Here is an 18,979-nt window from a genome sequence, read left to right as displayed (position 1 = left end):
TTTCCTTCACTTACTTTACCTATATCCAACTTGTAACTAAAACCTGAATTCTTATTTTTATAGTGTGGGTAAACATTTGCTACATCTAATCGTTCAAGTCCTAATTGTGCTTCCCCGATGACTTTTCCATCTACTAACATTTCAACTTTTTTCACACTGTTTTGAGATAATCCCCAACCTTTAATAATGTAACCATCTTTTAAAATAGTTCCATTTATTAATGTATCTACTGTTAATAAGTTACTAAGAACAGGTACTTTAATATCTAACTGTGAGGTCGATGTTTTCCCGCTTACTGTTGTTATACTCACTTCTAGCTTATGGGCGCCACCAGTAAGTGTTGAGGTATCTAATTGATACTCATACCCCCCATTTTTTTGATTAAATGATGGATAAGCGTGATACACATCTTCTCTTGGAAGTCCGTACGTAGCCACTCCTGTTTCTTTACCATCTACGGCTACTTTAACCGATGCAATTTTTTCACTTGCAATTGCCCAACCTCTGACTTTATAGATTCCTGAAATCGTTTCATTTCTTTCTGGACTATCAATTAAACTTATTATATCTACTTTAGGTTTTTCAACGTTGTATTTATTCTCGACCACTTGTCCGTTACCAGTTGTCATTCTTACTGTGAAGACGTGTTTTCCTTCACTTATTTTGCCTATATCCAATTGGTAGCTGTAACCTGAATTTTTATTTTTGTATTGTGGGTAAATATTCGCTACATCTAATCGTTCAAGCCCTAATTGTGCTTCCCCGATGATTTTTCCATCTACTAACATTTCAACTTTTTTAGCTTGGCTTGCAGATAAACCCCAGCCTTTAATGACTAAATTGTCTTTTAATACTGTTCCATTTGCCAAAGTATCCACTGTTAATATATTCGGCAGATTAGGATTTACTTCTACATTAGTTTCTGGAACTAAAATAGTTGAAGTCATTTCAGTTGTTTGTCCTGAATTTGTTGATACAGTTACTTTAAGTTGATTAGTTCCAGTAACTACATTCTCACTATTAATATTATATTCGTATCCTGCTGACTGGTTATTATATTGTGGATAGGCATTATAAACATCTGGGCGATTTTTCCCATACTCAGCATTACCAACAGATTGGCCATTTATACTAACAGAAACATCCTTAACTGAATCAGTTGATAACGCCCAACCTTTAACAAATATTTTATCTTCCTTAATGACTGTATCCGGCTCTGGAGTTTCTAAATTACTAATGATTTTTGCCGGCTCAGTATCATCAAATCTCGTTAATTGATAAGTTTGGATTAAGTTATCTAATTTTTTATTATAGTCTAAATCTGACGCGTATTTACCTGTTAAAAACTTAGTCGCATCTTTGTAACTTTGTGTGTTACTTTTCCAAGCACCTGAATAATAATTAGGATTCCAACTGGAACCATTTTCAATACCTGGACCTAATTTTAACTTATTTACATAATCTTGCAAAGACTCTGTATAGCTTGGATATTTTCTGAATTGTGCATTAACCGTTACTGTTTCACCATTAATTACCTCTAGCGTATCTTTCATCACGTATTGACCATTAAAGGTACCTTTAATGCCAAATAAATTGTGTACTGGAGAACTTCCTAACTCACTTGTTCCATACTTTGACTCTAGAATTGCTTGAGCAATCATTACAGAACTATACAAATCATTACTATTTGCCAAACTTGATGCCATTCCAGAAATTTCATCAATAAACGCAGGAATAGAGGCTGCTTTTGTCATAGCATCGCTCATGGTCTCATTTCTTAACTCATCTTGAGTCTTGAGAGGTTCTTGATTAGTTGCTGTAGTCTGTTCTTCTTGCCCCTGATTAACATTTGACTCTAAATTTTCTTTTCTTGGTATTTCATTATCTGTATTTTCAGTTGAGATGGGACTATCTATTTCAGCTATCTGATCTGTAGTTGATTCATTGGCTTGCGATTCTTGGTTGTATGAGCTATTAATTATTTCCGTTGCATAAACAATTGTGCTCAAACTAGGAAATAGAACTGACATTACTATAATAAATACAATACCTAGTGTAATTTTTTTGTTTTTCATTTTTTCTCCTCTTTATTTCTTAGTTTTCTATACTATAAAATTTTTCTTTCAAACTATATTTATTGCCAGCAATTAAATCGTAATGAATGATTTCATATTCTTTTAATGTAGGATAACTGTCCTCATTAAATAGTTCAAATTGCTCACTATTAGAATTTAACTGAATGTTTTTAGTCAATCCTTTGATTTCCTTATTTAATGTATTTACTAAGGCATGAAAAGGCGTTTCTTTTACATTTAATTCATTCAATACATTAGGAGTAAGGTAATTTAAACTTTGACTCCCTATATCACTATGTTCTGAATCAAAATTCTTGTAGATGAATAAAGGGGTTGAGTGTACTAGTTCTGCATGTTCTCCATCAATATCAGAAAATAGACCTTGCCCTGGATAATGATCTCCCCAAAATACAATCATTGTTTTTTTATCCAACTGATCAATTTTTTCAATGAATTGTTCCATTGCTTTATCAGATTGATTTATCCCTTTAAAATAAATTTGCATTCTTACTTTAATATCATCTGTCAATAAGTCAGATGTAACCTCAAATGGGTTTTCATCATAACCTGCTGAATACGGTTGATGGTTTTGCATCGTGACTAAGTGAACAAAATGATCTTTATCGTCTTGAGTCAATACATCATACACTTGATTAAACGCCGATTCATCTGATATCGCTCCCCCAGGCGGAAATATGTCAGTATAAGTCATGTCTTTTTGGTCCATAAACTGGTCAAAGCCCATTGAATTATAAACCTCAACACGTTTGTACATATTCCCGTCAAATGGATGAATGGCCGTTGCAGTATAATTTCGATCCTTTACGTAAGAAACAATAGATGGGAAACCATTTATCTTAGGAACTACTGATTGATAGGGAATAACTTGTAGAAAATAATTTGAAAAACTTGTTAAAGCTTCAAATTCCATGTTAGCTGTCCCACCACCGTACTCTGGCACTAATGCTTTCCCAGAAATACTTGATTGTAGTAGTTCATGAGTGAAAGGAATTGGATCCTCGTTTTTTTCATAAAATAAATCTGTATCCCTTGGATCAATAAAAGATTCACTCATCACATAAACAATATCAATATCTGACAATTCCTCTTTTGATTGATTTTGTTCCTTTGCTATTTTTTTATATTTTTCTACAATTTTTAAAACTGAATCTTTAGAATACCCCTCAGGCTTTTTAATTGGTTGAACTCTAGAATTATTTAAGAACGACAAAACAAATCCATTTACTCGATAATTATCAACTTGGCTCCAATCAATAAATTCAATATCCATCTTCTTTTGAATTTTATTCATTGTTGATCCTTCTTCATTAATATTTATAAATAAAAACAATACAAATACAGAGAAAACTAACAATATACCTCTCAAAGGATAGATTATTTTTTTGTTAAATTGAAGATTTATTGTTTTTTTTGCAGCTATAAATAAAAGGATACACACTAGTATTAAAGCTAAAACAACTATCACTATCTTAATTAATTCACTTCGATCAATCATTGTCATTAACAATTTTATTTCACGAACCATAAAAATATCTTCTGGGTAAATAGCTACGTCTCTTGCTAAAACTTTTTGATTGTTAGCAAATGCTAAACCTACTACCACAATAAAAAGTAAAAATTCAGTTATGATGGTACTTCCTATTAAAGATAGTAAAACTAAAGAAATTGTCAAAACTAAAACATAGCTTAACCAAAAAATATTTGTATTATTATTGAAAAATTCTTGTGCCAGTGTAAAATCAAAATTGTACTGAGATGCTTGAATGATTAATACATACAAACAGGGGAGCAAAATCACTAATAATGATGAAATAACTATATAAATTTTTTTCTTTACATTATTCAAAACCCTTACCTCTTAATAACTAACTCGTTATTTTCCTTTTCATTAATTGCATTTCATTATAACAATTAACATTCAACATTGATAGCTTGAAATTTAATTGACTTTAAGTTGTAATAAAAATTTGACAAGCTTGTGAATTTAATAGTTTATTGTTCCTTTTAATAATTTGCTTTACACAAAACTAAATTAAATAAAAATAGTTATTTTAAAAAAATCATGTAATTGAAATTTTTAAAGTGAAATAAAAGACAAAAAAGAGTTGGTTTGATTCCAACTCTTTTTAACTAAATTTATCACTCGATCAATTTTCTAAAAAATTAATGATTTAAATAATCTTTAGCAATTTCTTTATAAACCTCAATCATATCCAAATAATTAGCAATCCCAACATATTCATTCACTTGATGAGGGGTTTCATTTCCTGGTCCAAAAACAATAATTGGGAAAGTATTTTTTGCTTTAATAAATTCAGCTGCATCTGTTGTTCCCGGCATACCAAGTAACGGTACTTTTTGTCCTATTTTGGTTTCAGCTATTTTTTGAGCGATGGTTGCAATATCTGAATCTCGTTCACTTTTAACAACTAATTTGTTGGCTTCAATCGTTAACTCGAGATGGTACTCTTTTTCTTTATTTAAATCGTCAATAATCTCGTTTAATTTTGCCACTGTTTTTTGATTGTCATACTCTGGAATTGTACGGATATTTCCTTCTAACGTTGCTTTTTCTGGAATACTATTAATTTGTTCGCCACCAGATATCATCGTTACATTATAAATGAAATCGCCTAATACATCGTTTGTGTAAACAGTCTTTCTAAATTCATTGTTCGCTCTAGTATAAAATTCAACTAAATGATCAATCGCATTAATGCCTAATTTTGGCATTGAACTATGAGAACTTTTGCCTTTAGAGGATACGCTAAAATTAATCGAACCTTGATGTGAATAAATAATATGATATCCAGAAGGTTCGCCAATAATCATTGACGTCACATCATCTGCATACCCTTCTTTTGTTAACTGTTCAGAGCCAAGTTCGCCAACTTCTTCTCCGACAGTTGCTAACAATTTAATTTTCCCATTCAATTCAGCCTTCTCTTCTACTAATTCAATCATCGTGATGACCATTGCTGCTAATCCGCTCTTCATATCACAAGCGCCTCGACCATAAATATTACCATCGCGTTCGTCCGCAGCGAAAGGGTCTGTTGTCCAATCCGCTAAATTACCTGGTGCCACAACATCCATATGTCCAGAAAAGGCTAGTACTTTTGAACCCTCCGTTCCAATTTCAACCACTAAATTGTCTCGATTTGTATCATAAGCGACTTGTTGCGTTTCAATTCCGTATTCATTAAATAGCTTGGTTAAATAATCTGCAACAGCTTTTTCATTGCCATTCACAGATTTTATATTGATAATATCTTTCAAAATTTGAATTTTTTTTGCTTTTTCCATAGCGTATTCCTTCTTTCTTTTTATAGGTTCATTATAACTCCAATAACAGGTGTTTACAATTTTCTACTCTTTCTATACAAACGAGCTACCACATGGATCAGAATTTAATTATCTTTTTATTTTCCATCTTATTTGACAAGTATCATGTAATCCATCTGTTAGCTTCTATAAACAAAAAAAGATTTCTCAAAATGAGAAATCTTTTTTTGAATGACTTAAAAATTACATCATGCCGCCCATCATAATATAATAACCTCATTATATTTGATTATGTTAATACCTTTGTTTATAGACTTCTGATAGTTGGAAACTTACTATTCTTTTCATGGTTGTTAGTCATTAGTTTCATACTAATGCCCTTTTTCTGCCCTTTTTTTATTTCTTCCAACTTTTCTTTAGCAGCTTGTTTTATGATCTCGGATTGCCGAATATCTGCAATCATGTAGGCTCTTTTAAATTCTAATACAGCAATATCTATATTCCCTAATTCTCTATGATTAAATGCTTTTTCATAATACAGTTTTTCTAAATGCGCCATTCTGTTTTCGGATACAGCTATGTCGATTCCTGTTTTACAAATCAAGATAGCCTTTTTATAGTTTGATACACCAGAATAAAATTTGGCAGTGTTATACAAAGTCAGCATCGTCTTATTCATATCCTCGGCATCAATCAATTCTAACGTTTCTAAAGCAGAAAGTGATTCATCAAAATATGGTTTAGCACTTTCTATCTCACCTTTTAAATAGTAGGCAATTCCTAATGAGTTTACAGTTAACGCATCAACAAAAATACTTTTTTTATCATAGCCTAAGTTTAACGCTTCCTCAAATATGGGTATCGATCTATCGATTTCATTTTTTCCTAGCAATAGAGTTATACCAAGTTGATGCAAATATCGTTTCTTTTCAGAAATATCTATTACTTCTAAAGTATCAATTCCTTCTATTAAAATGTGGTAAGCTTTCAAATACTCAAAACGCTCGCAAAGATGCGTTACTTTTTTATAACATTTTTCTCTGTTGTAACACATTACAAGCGCCTCCTTAATTTGAATTATATGTGTATTCGTTGTAAAATATTATTATGTACTTAAAAAATTTAAGTTTGGTGGTGATTATATGTTTCCGTTCGGCGATCTTCCTTGGGGTGGATAATCCTCAAGCTCTTAAACAAATTTGTTTAAGAGCAATTTTCTATTCCTTATTACAAATTATAGCATGATAAAACAACTGCTAACACTATCATAATCGCTACTAAATTACATAACGCATAGTTTATAACAAGGCTAATTACTATCTATATTACAATAAAATTGATAATTGTCTTTTTTTCAAAAAAAAAATATCAAAATCGTTACTTAATGAATCCTTTTTGTTATCAAAACGCTATCATTATAAGTATCCATAATTAAACCTATTAATTTTTAGGTATAGATTTATAAAAATTTGAATTAAATAACCACATTATAAAAAGTGACGATTTTGTGACACCTTTCAAACAGCCATTATACAAATCTTTACCAACTAATTTATATGAGAATCAGTGGTAAAGCTAATGAAGTTACTGGTGACGTAACTGGGGATAAATGATTAAAGCCGAAGTTTTTTTGACCAAGCTGTTGGCAAAGTAAAAGAAGTTGCTTCTGATATGAAAAAAAAAAAAGAAGACATGGTCGATGACGTGAAAGAAAAATTCGATAAAAAGTAATTTAAAAAGCTTCTCAAACCAATTAGGAACGAGAAGCTTTTTGCTAGTTTAGTTTCACTGTTGCCTCTTCTGAAGAAAAAGAGCCTTCTTTTATCAATAGGTCAAACTTTTTTGACTCCGCTTGATTTTTAGATATATTAAATACAACGAATCCTTGTATTTTTTGATCTGGATTTAACTGATTATATCTAAAAGGATTTGAACCTGCATTAGCATTTCCACTTCTAGTTGAATCTGCTTCAAACGATTTGTCACCTATTTTGAGAACAAAGCTATCTTCAAAAGAGGCCTTTTCAGACTCCTCACTCTTACTGGTTACATCAATAGATACAATTAAATCATTTCTTCCTTTCATATCATTGCTGTTTCTAATTTCAAAATTATTCACCTTGTAGTTAACCTTGCCAATACTTATTACGTCACCTATATTATAGATAATATTTTCATGATTATTTTTTGTCATAACTCCCGCAAAGATTACTAATACAACTGCTAGTACGATTCCTAATATCTGCTTTTCTTTCAAAAGATAGCCCTCCATTAATTTATTCATAATTTATTATAGCATTCCAAAAATTTATTATCTAGATTATATTAATAAAAAACACAAGAAGAAAAACATACAATCTATTAAGGATAAGAAGTTTATTTAAATTATCTATGTACACCAACTACTTAAATATATATAGATAAAAAAAGCAAAGACCCCTTAACAACAAAGGGGTCTTCTTTATATTCCTACATCATGCCACCCATCATACTTGGGTCCATTCCAGGAGCCATTGGTGGCATGTCTGGAGTTGGTTGGTCAGCAACAACAGCTTCTGTTGTTAACAATAATGCTGCTACACTTGCTGCATTTTGCAAAGCAGAGCGAGTCACTTTAGTTGGGTCTACGATTCCAGCTTCAACCATGTTTACCCATTCACCATTCGCTGCATTAAAACCAATACCTAAATCAGCATGTTTTAATTTATCCACAATTACCGAACCTTCAAGTCCAGCATTGGTTACGATTTGACGTAATGGTTCTTCTAACGAACGTAGGACAATTTTAATTCCTGTTGCTACGTCGCCTTCTGCTTCAATTTCAGCCACTTTAGCTTGTACATTCACTAAAGCCGTTCCACCACCTGCTACGATTCCTTCTTCAACAGCAGCACGTGTTGCATTCAAGGCATCTTCAATGCGTAATTTACGTTCTTTTAATTCAGTTTCAGTAGCTGCTCCAACTTTAACAACGGCTACCCCTCCTGAAAGTTTTGCTAAACGTTCTTGTAATTTTTCTTTATCAAATTCTGAAGTCGTTTCAGCTGCTTGTGATTTGATGATAGCTACACGTTGTTGGATGGCTTCTTTTGCGCCGCCTCCTTCAACAATTGTAGTCGCATCTTTTGTTACTACAGCTTTTCCTGCATGACCTAATTGATCAATTGTTGTATCTTTCAATTCTAATCCTAAGTCTTCTGTAATAACAGTACCACCAGTTAAAATTGCGATGTCTTCTAACATCGCTTTGCGACGATCACCAAATCCAGGAGCTTTGACTGCAACAACATTAAACGTACCGCGTAATTTATTTAAAACAAGGGTTGGTAAGGCTTCCCCATCCACATCATCCGCAATAATCAACAACGGACGACCTTGTTGTAAAATTTGTTCCAACAAAGGCAAGACATCTTGAATATTTGAGATTTTTTTATCTGTAATCAAAACATATGGATTTTCTAAAACAGCTTCCATTTTGTCATTGTCTGTTACCATATATTGAGATAAATACCCACGGTCAAATTGCATTCCTTCAACAACGTCCAATTCGGTCTCGATTCCTTTTGATTCTTCAATTGTAATCACGCCGTCATTGCCAACTTTTTCCATAGCTTCTGCGATTAATGAACCAATTTCGTCATCACCAGAAGAAATGGCTGCTACTTGTGCAATCGCTTCTTTTGAATCGACTACTTTTGAAATCGCATGTAATTCTTCAACTGCTGCTTTCGTTGCCAATTCAATCCCACGACGAATGCCAACGGGGTTAGCTCCTGCAGTAACATTTTTTAATCCTTCTCGAACAATTGCTTGTGTTAAAACAGTCGCTGTAGTTGTTCCGTCACCAGCAATATCATTTGTTTTTGAAGCAACTTCTGAAACAAGTTTTGCTCCCATATTTTCAAAATGATTTTCTAATTCGATTTCTTTTGCAATCGTCACACCGTCATTTGTAATCAAAGGTGATCCGAATGATTTTTCTAAAACAACGTTACGTCCTTTAGGTCCTAATGTTACTTTAACTGTGTCTGCCAAAATGTCTACTCCACGAAGCATTGCGCCACGTGCGTCTTCTGCAAATTTAATATCTTTAGCCATTATTTTTCACCTCATAATTTTTTATTTTTATTGTTACCCAACGATTGCTACTAAATCGTGTTCTTTTAAGACTAAATATTCTTTTCCTTCATATTTAACTTCAGTTCCTGCATATTTTTCAAATAGTACAACGTCGCCAACTTTAACAGCCATCTCAACTTTAGTACCATTTTCTAAAATACGACCTTCACCGACTGCGATAATCGTTCCTGTTTGAGGTTTTTCCTGCGCTGAACCTGGTAAAACGATCCCACTAACAGTTTTTTCTTCCTCTTTAGCAACTTCTATCATGACACGATCTCCTAATGGTTTTAACACGTAAATCCCTCCATTTATTTATCTTTTTGTTTCTATTAGCACTCATATACAAAGAGTGCTAACTCACTTCTTTATCTTAATCAAAATTTGGATAGAATGCAAGTATTTTGTTAACTTTTTTTCTCCTTTCACTCCTTACTATTTGCAAATCATTTCGATTTCTTTTATTTTGAGTTTGCTATTTTTTTATTTCCAAAACATACACCTTAATAAGTATGGTATACTGGATACTGAATTTGCTTTTTTCAGCTGATAAACCTGAAAACAAACCACTATTTCTTATGATAAAGGAGCTCTTTATGATGCGTCTAAAAAAAATGACTCAACCTGACTTTGATGATTTTCTTTCTTTCTCAATTTTGGATTATGCAAAAGATAAAGTAGCTGCTGGAACTTGGTCTGATGATGAATCGATTGCCCTTGCAACGAATTCTTTTAACGAACTTTTACCTAAAGGTCTTCATACTGAAAATGAGTTTTTATTTTCAATAATTGAACCTTCCCTTTCAAGTAAGGTTGGTTATTTATGGTTTCACGCTCATCACGATAAAACTGGAAAATCTGCATTTATTTATGATTTCGTTATCTTCGAGCCTTTTCGAGGAAAAGGGTATGGCACAAAAGCATTAGAAACACTTATAAAAGAAATACAAACGTTACATTTTGATAAAATTAATTTACATGTCTTTGGTCATAACGAAATTGCCCTTGAGTTATACAAAAAAATGGGCTTTGTTACAACGGATCTTTCTATGACAAAGTACCTCTGACTCAGTCAAAATGAATTTTAGAAATGAGGTTTAAAATGAAAAACTCAGCAATTACAATTTTGATCACCTATGTTATCGCTCAAACATTACCCGCTCTTTTAGGGATAGTCGTTCCAGGAAATGCAAAAACATCGGTCATCATCTACTCTACTATCGCTTGCTTTATAATAGGTAGTTTGGTTATGATTCTTTTAAATAAGAAATTTCCTATCAAAAATAGTTTAACTATTCAACCTTCTGTTTCAAAGGGACAAGTTTTATCGTGGGGCTTTATAGGGATGTTTTTAGCTATTTTTGTTCAAATAACTGCAAATTTAATCGAACAAGCCGTTTTAAAAATTCCAGCCGGTTCTGCTAATACACAATACATTATTGAAATCATAAACAAGTATCCTTTATTCTTAATTACTGGCGCCATCTTTGCTCCGATTCTTGAAGAATTTGTTTTTAGAAAAGTCATTTTCGGTTTTTTCTATGATTTAACTGGTGTTGTAGGAGCCGCGGTTATCAGCTCGTTATTATTTGCCTTTATTCATATGGACGGTCATATCTTACTTTATTCAGCAATGGGATTTGTTTTTTGCTTTTTATATGTAAAAACAAAAAACATTGCTACTCCGATTATTGCACATATGCTAATGAATACCTTAGTATTTATTTCTCAGATGGTGCTACTAAAATAAGTTGCTTTATCGCTAGTTAACAGCGGAGCATAGAAAGGAAATCAATAATGAGTAAAAATAGTTTTCTAACCCAAATCATTTTCAACTATGTCATGGCTGCTGTTTTTATTTGGTCCACGATTGATTTTGTTAAAAGTACAGGCTGGGGATTCTTTTCAATTCTTTGTGTAGTGATTGCAACAAATGATTTTGTTCGAGGAACTAAAATGTTACAGTTATTTTTGAAAATAAAAAACCACAATAAAGATTAAAAAAAACGTTGAGAAAGAATTCTTTCTCAACGTTTTTTTTAATCTTCTAAATCAAGGATGTCATTATTACCTGTATAATGATCTAAGAAATAAATCAATGTTTGCAATTCATTGGTTAAATCCACATTTTGAACGCGAATATGGTCTGGAACTGAGATTCTCAGTGGAGTGAAGTTCATAATGCCTTTTACACCAGCATCTACTAATTCATTCACAGTTTCTTGAGCTACAGGTGCTGGGACAGTTAAAATGACAACTTCAATCTGTTGTAGTTTCAATTGCTCAATCATCTCACTCATTGGATAAACTGGTACTCCACTTGCAATCGTTCCAACAATCTCTTCATTTACATCAAAGGCTGCACTAATTCTAGTGTTATTGCTTTGATGGAAATTATAATTTAATAAGGCATGGCCTAAGTTCCCTACTCCAATTAAAGCGACATTGGTCAAACGATCTTGATTCAATGTTTTACTAAAGAAGTTCAATAGATCTTCAACATCATATCCATAGCCTCTTTTTCCTAATGCACCAAAATAAGAAAAGTCTCTTCTGATTGTTGCGCTGTCAACTTTGACTGCATCACTCAGTTCAGTAGAAGAAACACGATCTTTTCCAGCGTCATGTAAGAAACGTAAGTAACGGTAATATATAGGCAAACGTTTTGCCGTTGCCTTAGGTATCTTTTGATTTGGCATCTTTCTTTCCTCCAACATTTTATAGTATCTTGATTTTAAAAAGTTATTGTTTTTTTTCACAAAACCATTTTAAAAGAATTTACTTCACAATCATTAAGTAATCACCAAGCATTATCATTATAGCATTTTTTCTATATTATACTACTTTTTTGCTCAAATAATTTCTTAATTTGTTAGGAAGATTGATTGCTAATTTAAATAAATTCACAAGCGTTAAATTGTGAATTTATTCACTAGTTGATATCCCTTACTTTTTCTTGTGATTTCAATTTCAACACGCTGCTAAATTATGCTACACTATAAGGGTAGACTACGAAGTGAGGGAATTATAATGATTTTATTACAAACACAATCCGTTGCACGTTATTTTGGTGCAGATGTGCTTTTTGAAAATATTCAATTAGAAATACAAGACAATGCTAGAATTGCTTTAGTGGGTCGCAATGGTGCTGGAAAATCAACTTTATTAAAAATAATTGCAGGAATTGAAGAACCTGATGCTGGCCGCCTATCTAAAGGAAAAACAGTCACAATTGGTTATTTAGCTCAACATTCAGGCTTAGATTCAGATAAGAGTATCTGGGATGAGATGTTGTCTGTTTTTGAACCTATTATTCAAATGGAAGCCAAAATGCGCCACTTAGAAGAACAACTAGGCGAACCCGCATTACTAGAAGATCCTGAGGCTTACCAAAAAATGCTAGATACCTATGACCAGTTACAACATGATTTTAATGAAGCAAATGGCTTTGGGTATGAAGCTGAAATTCGTTCTGTGTTACATGGTTTTAATTTTTTTGAAGCGGACTATTCAAAAAAAATCACGCAACTTTCTGGCGGACAAAAAACGCGATTGGCTTTAGCTAAACTATTATTAGAAAAAAGAGATTTGCTGATTTTGGATGAACCCACCAACCATTTAGATATAGCTACTTTAAGTTGGTTGGAAAACTATCTTCAAACTTATCAAGGGGCCCTTTTGATTGTTTCTCATGACCGATACTTTTTAGACAAAGTTTCTCGTGAAGTCTATGAAATAAGTCGCCAAAAAATGACCCATTATAAAGGCAACTATACAAACTACCTCACTCAAAAAGCAGCAAATTTAGAACGTGAGTGGAAAGAGTTTGAAAAGCAACAAGTCGAAATCTCCAAACTAGAAGATTTTGTCAGTCGGAATTTAGCCCGCGCCTCTACGACAAAACGTGCTCAAAGTAGACGAAAGCAATTGAATAAAATGGAACGGATGGACCGACCACTTGGGGATGAAAAGTCAGCTCGTTTTAGATTTCAACCTGAAAAAGAAAGTGGCAATGTAGTTTTATCCTTAGAGAATGGAGCAATTGGGTATCAAGGAACCATTATCTCTAGCCCAATCCAATTAGACATTCGAAAAACAGACGCTATCGCCCTAGTTGGACCAAATGGAATTGGCAAATCTACCCTTCTAAAATCATTGGTTGATGAACTGCCTTTAATTCAAGGTACAAAACATCTTGGTGCAAATGTGACTCTTGGATATTATGACCAAGAACAAGCGAACCTTAGTTCAGGAAAAACCGTCTTAGCTGAACTTTGGGATGAACACCCTACAACACCAGAAAAAGATATTCGCAGTATTTTAGGAAGTTTTTTATTTACAGGCGAAGATGTCGAAAAAGTTGTTTCTACATTAAGTGGTGGCGAAAAAGCTCGATTAGCTTTAGCTAAACTTTCTATGGAACAAGACAACTTCTTAGTTTTAGATGAACCAACCAACCATTTAGACATTGATAGCAAAGAAGTCTTGGAAAATGCTTTAATAGATTTCCCTGGCACGATTCTTTTTGTTTCCCATGACCGTTACTTTATTAATCGGATTGCAACCACTGTGGTTGAGCTTTCTCCTTCTGGAAGTAAACTTTATTTGGGGGATTATGATTATTATTTAGAAAAAAAAGCGGAAGAAGAAGAATTGTGTTTGCTGGCGGAAGAAGAAGCTTTAAAAAAGCAGCCACTTCAAGCGCAAGTGACTGACTCAGGAACTAAAGAACATTATCAAATAGGCAAAGAAGAACAAAAACTAATTCGTCAACTCACGCGTCGTATTGAGACGTTAGAAAATGAGATGGCGACTTTGGAAGCAACCATCGAAACTTTAGAAGTAGAGTTAACTTTACCTGAAGTCTATGGCGACCATTTAAAAGTGCAAGAAATCAATCAACAATTAGGACAATTAAAAGAACAACACGAAACCATTATTAATGAATGGGAAGAACAAAGTCTGGCTCTTGAAGATTTAGGAAACTAAGCAGAATCCCATAAAAAAAGCATGAAATTGCCATTTAAAAAATGGCTTTCATGCTTTTTTCTATTCTCATTTCATCATTTCAAAAGAAAGTCCCGGTTTGGCATTTAAATCGTATCCTGAAAAATGTCCTGAATTGAATTCTACATATGCAGCTGCACCAATCATAGCTGCATTATCGCCACATAAAGAAAGTGGCGGAATCGATAAACGAATGGAGGGGAATTCTTGATTCATTCTATTTGTCAGCTCTGCTCTAAGACCATGGTTTGCTGCCACGCCACCTGCTAAAACTAATTGTTTCACTGGATATTCACGAATTGCTTTAAGTGTCTTACTAACCAATACATCGATTACACTTGCTTGAAAACTTGCAGCCAAGTCAAACTGATTTAACGTCTCACCTTTTTGTTCGGCATTGTGCACCGTATTGATAAAGGCACTTTTTAACCCGCTAAAACTAAAATCATAATTATTTTCTTTAATCATCCCACGAGGAAAATGGAAGGTATCTGATCCCATTTTTGCCATTTCATCAATTCGTTTTCCACCAGGATAGGTTAAACCTAGAACTCGCCCGACTTTATCATATGCCTCACCACTTGCATCATCTCTTGTTTCACCAATTATCTGATAGTCTCCATCTTTTTCCATATACACAAGCTCAGTGTGTCCTCCGCTAACAACTAAAGCTAGTAGTGGAAAAGTCAGTGGTTCAATTAAACGGTTGGCATAGATATGACCTGCCATATGATTTACAGGAATCAGAGGCAATTGGTGCGCAAAGGCAATCGCTTTTGCAGCATTTACTCCAATAAGCAAGGCACCTACTAAACCGGGTCCTTCTGTGACTGCTACTCCGCTTAACTCTTCATAGGTTACATTGGCTTCCTTCATAGCTTCTTCAATACATTGCGTAATTTGTTCAACGTGATGTCTACTTGCAATTTCAGGAACAACTCCGCCAAAGCGCATGTGGCTTTTAATTTGAGATGCAACGATATTTGAACAAATCTCTTTTCCATCTTTAATCACGGCTGCACTCGTTTCATCACAACTCGTTTCAATTGCTAAGATCAAATTACTCTCTTTAGACATTTATTTCACTCTTTTCTTGATTGATTTCTAATTGCATCAATTTAGCATCTTCATAAGGATTTTGATAATAGTTTGGCCTTATTCCAATTTCTTTAAAGCCATTTTTTTTATATAGTTGAATCCCTTGACGATTTGAAACACGCACTTCTAAATGAATCATTTCAGCATTTTCAACGGATTCAACTAATGAAGTCAACAACAATTGTCCTAAACCTTGTTTTTTAAATGTCGGATGAATCACGATATTGGTAACTTCAATTTCTTCAAAAATTTGACGATACCCGATAAATCCAATTAATTGATGTTCGTCATAGAGGACTAAATAGTCGACATAGGCTAATGCTAAATCATTTTTAAACACATGGATCTGCCAGGGTGACCCATGTTCATAGCTTAAATCAGCCAATTGATACAAATCAAATTCATTAAATTGAGTTGCTTTAATAGAATTCAATGTAAGTTCATTCTTATTGATTTTTTTCATGAAACTTCCTTCCACTTCTACTCATTTAAAGAAAGTCCCATTTCTAAGGCATCTTCGTGGTCATCTGAGTAATAGGATTGTTTTATTTTGCCATCGCTAAATCCTAATTGATGATAAAGACTCTGGGCATTTTTATTTGATTTTCGAACTTCTAAACTCATTTTAGTTTGTTTTTCGCTGATAGCTATTTTTTTTAATTCAGTGATTAGCAATCTTCCAATGCCTCTTCTTTGATAGATTGGTTGAACCGCTACATTTGTAATATGAGCTTCCCCTTCCACAAACCAGGCGCCAATAAATCCAACGGCTTCTTGAGCTGCATTTTTTATAATTAAATAAATCGAATTTTGATTAACCGACATTTCATGTTCGAAAGCCATTCTACTCCACGGCGCTTTTCCGTTATAACTTAGTTTTTCAATTTTTATCAAGTCTGAAATGTCTTGTCTTGTTCCTATTTTTAAAGTGTAGAAATCTGAAGTTGACGTTAAACGAAATTCAGTTTGAACTAATGTGACGCGTTCACTTAATTTTCGTTGCTGATTCAACTGGATTGGCGGTTCATTTTGTAAGAGCCAATTTTTAAATTTTTTCAACATAGCTTTCCTCCAGTTGATCTGGATGAGCCTTTCGCCAATTCTCTTCTGCTTCAGCATATTTTAAATAATTAGGAACAAATGTATGTGGATCGCTAGTTTCAGCAGATCTGCTTAATAGCCCAAGAACACTTGCTTTTGGTATTCGATCCTTTAAAGGCGCAGCCATTACTCGATGTCCTAATTTTTCTTCAAAGATTTGTTGATACAACTCCCAATCTTCCCCTACAATTTCGAACTCTCCTTGTAGTGTTGCCAAATGCTCTGCCCATTTTTCTGCCGAACAATGTGTTTCTGGTTCCACAGCTTCTAATTCACCATTAACCCATTGATACAATCCTGTATAAATATTGCCTCTTCTAGCATCCATTATCGGAACGAGATAGCCAGAAGCATTCTCACAATTTGCTGCTAATACTTTTAAGCTAGAGATTCCCACTAACTCTTTATTTAATGTCCAAGCGAGTGTTTTTGCAATCGTTACACCAATTCGCAAACCGGTATATGAACCTGGACCCATGGCTACTGCTATCCGATCTAATTCAGTTGGTTTTAAATGCGCCATTTTGATAACTTCATCAATTGCTGGCATTAAGCTTTCGCTGTGATTTCGTTTCACATTCGTTGTGATTTCTCCAACTATCTTGCTGTCATTTAATACAGCAACGCTCATCACTTGATTGGAACTATCAATTGCTAATATATTCATTTTCTAGCCCCTCTCCATTTTACTTTAATCGTTCTTCTATTTTATCATAGTTTGTTTTAAAGATTAAGTTAACTCTTAAGTTTCTAGATGATTTTTCACCTTACATACTTTTTATTTAACAATATACAACGCTTTTTATTCTATACTTAATCTTTTTTCTATAAGTGCAATTAGTTGATTTTAAATAATAAAACCGTTAAGCTTTTCTTATAGACGTGGTTCACATTTTCGACACAACTTAAATGAAAGGAGGATTTTGATGAATAAATTTAATCGCTTTATCTTAATTTTCATTTCAATCATTGGATTGCTTTCGATGACCACTTTTGCTTCAATGGCTTATCCAGTTCCTTATCTCTCTAATTTTGCAAGTCATTTATGGCAAAACGGATTATGGTTTTCATATACCGTGGTAGTCATTTCAATTATATTAGGACTTTTCTTTTTAATCTTATTGTTAACCGCAATTTTTGTTCCAGCTTCAGATAAATTTTTAACAATCAAAACAGGTATGGGCGACATTGATATTTCGAAAAAAACAATCGAATCTACTGCTAGACAATCGTTTAGCGACCTGACAGATGCAAAAAATCCTGAAGTTCATGCAAAATTAAAGAGAAAAGCAAAAACTGCCACAATTACCGTTAAAGCAACCGTAGTTGACGCAGAAAAATTACCTACTCTTGGAAAAGAGATACAACAACGTGTTGAAGAGAGCATCCAAAGAGCATTAGAGGTTCCAGTAAAATCAGTTAATGTGAAAATTAGTGAAGCCCATGCAACGAATGGTACAGTAAAATCGAACCATTCCACAAGAGTAGTCTAAAAGGAGGTCAACAAAGATGCAACCACCAGAATCATGGTATCCATATCGGGGACGTATTATTGGCCTTTTGATTGGGCTAATCATCGCCTTGCTCTTAATTACAATCGGATTTGGTTATACCTTATTAATTGTGTTACTAGCAAGTATTGGTTTTATTATTGGCGCTTGGCGCGATGGTAAAATTGACATCACTGCTTGGTTACAATTTTTTATGAAATAAGTGATTTATCTAACTCTATGATGATAAACAAATAAATAATAAAAGGATGGGATTTAGAAATGGCAGAATTTAATGATAACAAACAAAATAACGGAAGCATTCCACCAGTAGCACCAACACCTGAACACAAAAATTCATTAACTTACGAAGATCAAGTCATCAAAAAAATTGCTGGCATTGCAACAAATGAAATTCCAGGAATTTTGTCAATGAGTGGCGGCTTCATTAGCGATATTGCTGATAAATTCCGTAGCTCAGGAGATATCACAAAAGGCATTGATGCAGAAGTTGGCGAAAAACAAGTGGCTTTAGACTTAAAAGTCATTGCAGAGTATGGCAAAAATATTCCTGAAATTTTCCAAACAACCATCGATAAAGTCAGCAAACAAATCAAAGATATGACTGGTTTAACTGTCATCGAAGTGAACATGCATGTGGATGACGTAATGACTCGTAAAGAATTCGATGAACAAAATAATAAGAGTGATTCACAACCAAAAAATGGACCAAGTGATGGACCAAAAAAACCAGTAGATTCTACTGGAAGAGTTCAATAAAAA

General features: G+C 33.5%; 19 protein-coding genes. 7 read left to right on the top strand and 12 right to left on the bottom strand.

Annotated features, from left to right (window positions below):
* The 7 genes from CDIMF43_RS04330 to groES form a co-directional block, all read right to left on the bottom strand.
* A partial coding sequence (locus CDIMF43_RS04330) for a glucosaminidase domain-containing protein (protein WP_233218290.1) occupies window positions 1-2,030 on the bottom strand: 2,030 nt, incomplete at its 3' end.
* 64 nt (window positions 2,031-2,094) lie between these two features.
* A complete protein-coding gene (locus tag CDIMF43_RS04325; protein ID WP_109841283.1) occupies window positions 2,095-3,942 on the bottom strand; it encodes an LTA synthase family protein in 1,848 nt (615 codons plus the stop codon).
* Between the two features lie 317 nt (window positions 3,943-4,259).
* A complete protein-coding gene (locus tag CDIMF43_RS04320) occupies window positions 4,260-5,402 on the bottom strand; it encodes an ArgE/DapE family deacylase (RefSeq protein WP_109841282.1) in 1,143 nt (380 codons plus the stop codon).
* 286 nt (window positions 5,403-5,688) lie between these two features.
* Complete coding sequence (locus CDIMF43_RS04315; protein WP_109841281.1) at window positions 5,689-6,435, bottom strand: hypothetical protein; 747 nt, start codon at window positions 6,433-6,435, stop codon at window positions 5,689-5,691.
* A 720-nt stretch (window positions 6,436-7,155) separates the two neighbouring features.
* The gene (locus CDIMF43_RS04305) at window positions 7,156-7,638 is read right to left on the bottom strand and encodes a DUF4352 domain-containing protein (RefSeq protein ID WP_162532909.1); all 483 of its coding nucleotides are present in this window, start codon (window positions 7,636-7,638) and stop codon (window positions 7,156-7,158) included.
* Between the two features lie 212 nt (window positions 7,639-7,850).
* Window positions 7,851-9,479 (bottom strand): chaperonin GroEL, encoded by a 1,629-nt coding sequence (gene groL / locus CDIMF43_RS04300; protein WP_109841279.1) that lies wholly within the window; start codon window positions 9,477-9,479, stop codon window positions 7,851-7,853.
* Between the two features lie 33 nt (window positions 9,480-9,512).
* Window positions 9,513-9,797, bottom strand: a complete 285-nt coding sequence (groES, locus tag CDIMF43_RS04295; protein WP_074401321.1) for a co-chaperone GroES — start codon at window positions 9,795-9,797, stop codon at window positions 9,513-9,515.
* A gap of 299 nt (window positions 9,798-10,096) precedes the next feature.
* Here groES and CDIMF43_RS04290 point away from each other — a divergent pair, with 299 nt between their 5' ends.
* Genes CDIMF43_RS04290 through CDIMF43_RS04280 form a run of 3 tightly spaced genes read left to right on the top strand, consistent with a single transcriptional unit; the run spans window position 10,097 to window position 11,501 of the window.
* Window positions 10,097-10,567, top strand: coding sequence for a GNAT family N-acetyltransferase (locus CDIMF43_RS04290; protein WP_233218289.1), 471 nt, complete (start codon window positions 10,097-10,099; stop codon window positions 10,565-10,567).
* Between the two features lie 35 nt (window positions 10,568-10,602).
* Window positions 10,603-11,250 (top strand): CPBP family intramembrane glutamic endopeptidase, encoded by a 648-nt coding sequence (locus tag CDIMF43_RS04285; RefSeq protein ID WP_227001211.1) that lies wholly within the window; start codon window positions 10,603-10,605, stop codon window positions 11,248-11,250.
* Between the two features lie 47 nt (window positions 11,251-11,297).
* Window positions 11,298-11,501 (top strand): YdiK family protein, encoded by a 204-nt coding sequence (locus CDIMF43_RS04280; RefSeq protein WP_109841278.1) that lies wholly within the window; start codon window positions 11,298-11,300, stop codon window positions 11,499-11,501.
* Between the two features lie 38 nt (window positions 11,502-11,539).
* Here CDIMF43_RS04280 and CDIMF43_RS04275 read toward each other — a convergent pair whose 3' ends face one another.
* Window positions 11,540-12,199 carry a redox-sensing transcriptional repressor Rex gene (locus CDIMF43_RS04275; protein WP_034571520.1) on the bottom strand — a complete coding sequence of 220 codons (660 nt, stop codon included), beginning with the start codon at window positions 12,197-12,199 and terminating at the stop codon, window positions 11,540-11,542.
* Between the two features lie 331 nt (window positions 12,200-12,530).
* Between CDIMF43_RS04275 and CDIMF43_RS04270 the strand changes: the two genes are divergently transcribed.
* On the top strand, window positions 12,531-14,489 hold the full coding sequence (locus CDIMF43_RS04270) for an ABC-F family ATP-binding cassette domain-containing protein (protein WP_109841277.1): 1,959 nt from the start codon (window positions 12,531-12,533) through the stop codon (window positions 14,487-14,489).
* 66 nt (window positions 14,490-14,555) lie between these two features.
* Here the strand turns inward: CDIMF43_RS04270 and tsaD are convergent, their stop codons facing one another.
* The 4 genes from tsaD to tsaB are packed head-to-tail and all read right to left on the bottom strand — an operon-like array spanning window position 14,556 to window position 17,373.
* Entirely contained in the window at window positions 14,556-15,584 is a 1,029-nt protein-coding gene (gene tsaD, locus CDIMF43_RS04265) for a tRNA (adenosine(37)-N6)-threonylcarbamoyltransferase complex transferase subunit TsaD (RefSeq protein ID WP_109841276.1), read from the bottom strand.
* Complete coding sequence (gene rimI, locus CDIMF43_RS04260) at window positions 15,577-16,068, bottom strand: ribosomal protein S18-alanine N-acetyltransferase (protein ID WP_109841275.1); 492 nt, start codon at window positions 16,066-16,068, stop codon at window positions 15,577-15,579. Before rimI (CDIMF43_RS04260) ends, tsaD begins: the two co-directional genes overlap by 8 nt.
* A gap of 17 nt (window positions 16,069-16,085) precedes the next feature.
* A complete protein-coding gene (rimI, locus tag CDIMF43_RS04255) occupies window positions 16,086-16,667 on the bottom strand; it encodes a ribosomal protein S18-alanine N-acetyltransferase (RefSeq protein WP_109841274.1) in 582 nt (193 codons plus the stop codon).
* Window positions 16,651-17,373 carry a tRNA (adenosine(37)-N6)-threonylcarbamoyltransferase complex dimerization subunit type 1 TsaB gene (tsaB, locus tag CDIMF43_RS04250; protein ID WP_074401327.1) on the bottom strand — a complete coding sequence of 241 codons (723 nt, stop codon included), beginning with the start codon at window positions 17,371-17,373 and terminating at the stop codon, window positions 16,651-16,653. The genes rimI (CDIMF43_RS04255) and tsaB overlap by 17 nt, the downstream gene beginning before the upstream one ends.
* 259 nt (window positions 17,374-17,632) lie before the next feature.
* On the opposite strand from tsaB, the gene amaP reads away from it, so the two are divergent.
* The 3 genes from amaP to CDIMF43_RS04235 are packed head-to-tail and all read left to right on the top strand — an operon-like array spanning window position 17,633 to window position 18,976.
* Window positions 17,633-18,199, top strand: coding sequence for an alkaline shock response membrane anchor protein AmaP (gene amaP / locus CDIMF43_RS04245; RefSeq protein ID WP_074401328.1), 567 nt, complete (start codon window positions 17,633-17,635; stop codon window positions 18,197-18,199).
* Between the two features lie 16 nt (window positions 18,200-18,215).
* Entirely contained in the window at window positions 18,216-18,419 is a 204-nt protein-coding gene (locus CDIMF43_RS04240; protein ID WP_074401329.1) for a DUF2273 domain-containing protein, read from the top strand.
* Between the two features lie 59 nt (window positions 18,420-18,478).
* Entirely contained in the window at window positions 18,479-18,976 is a 498-nt protein-coding gene (locus tag CDIMF43_RS04235; protein WP_109841273.1) for an Asp23/Gls24 family envelope stress response protein, read from the top strand.
* Window positions 18,977-18,979 lie beyond the last annotated feature (3 nt).

Origin of the sequence: Carnobacterium divergens (assembly GCF_900258435.1) — a bacterium.
Lineage (GTDB): Bacteria > Bacillota > Bacilli > Lactobacillales > Carnobacteriaceae > Carnobacterium > Carnobacterium divergens_A.
The sequence above is the reverse complement of the archived record's forward strand: the minus strand, read 5'-3'. Positions and strand labels throughout refer to the sequence as shown.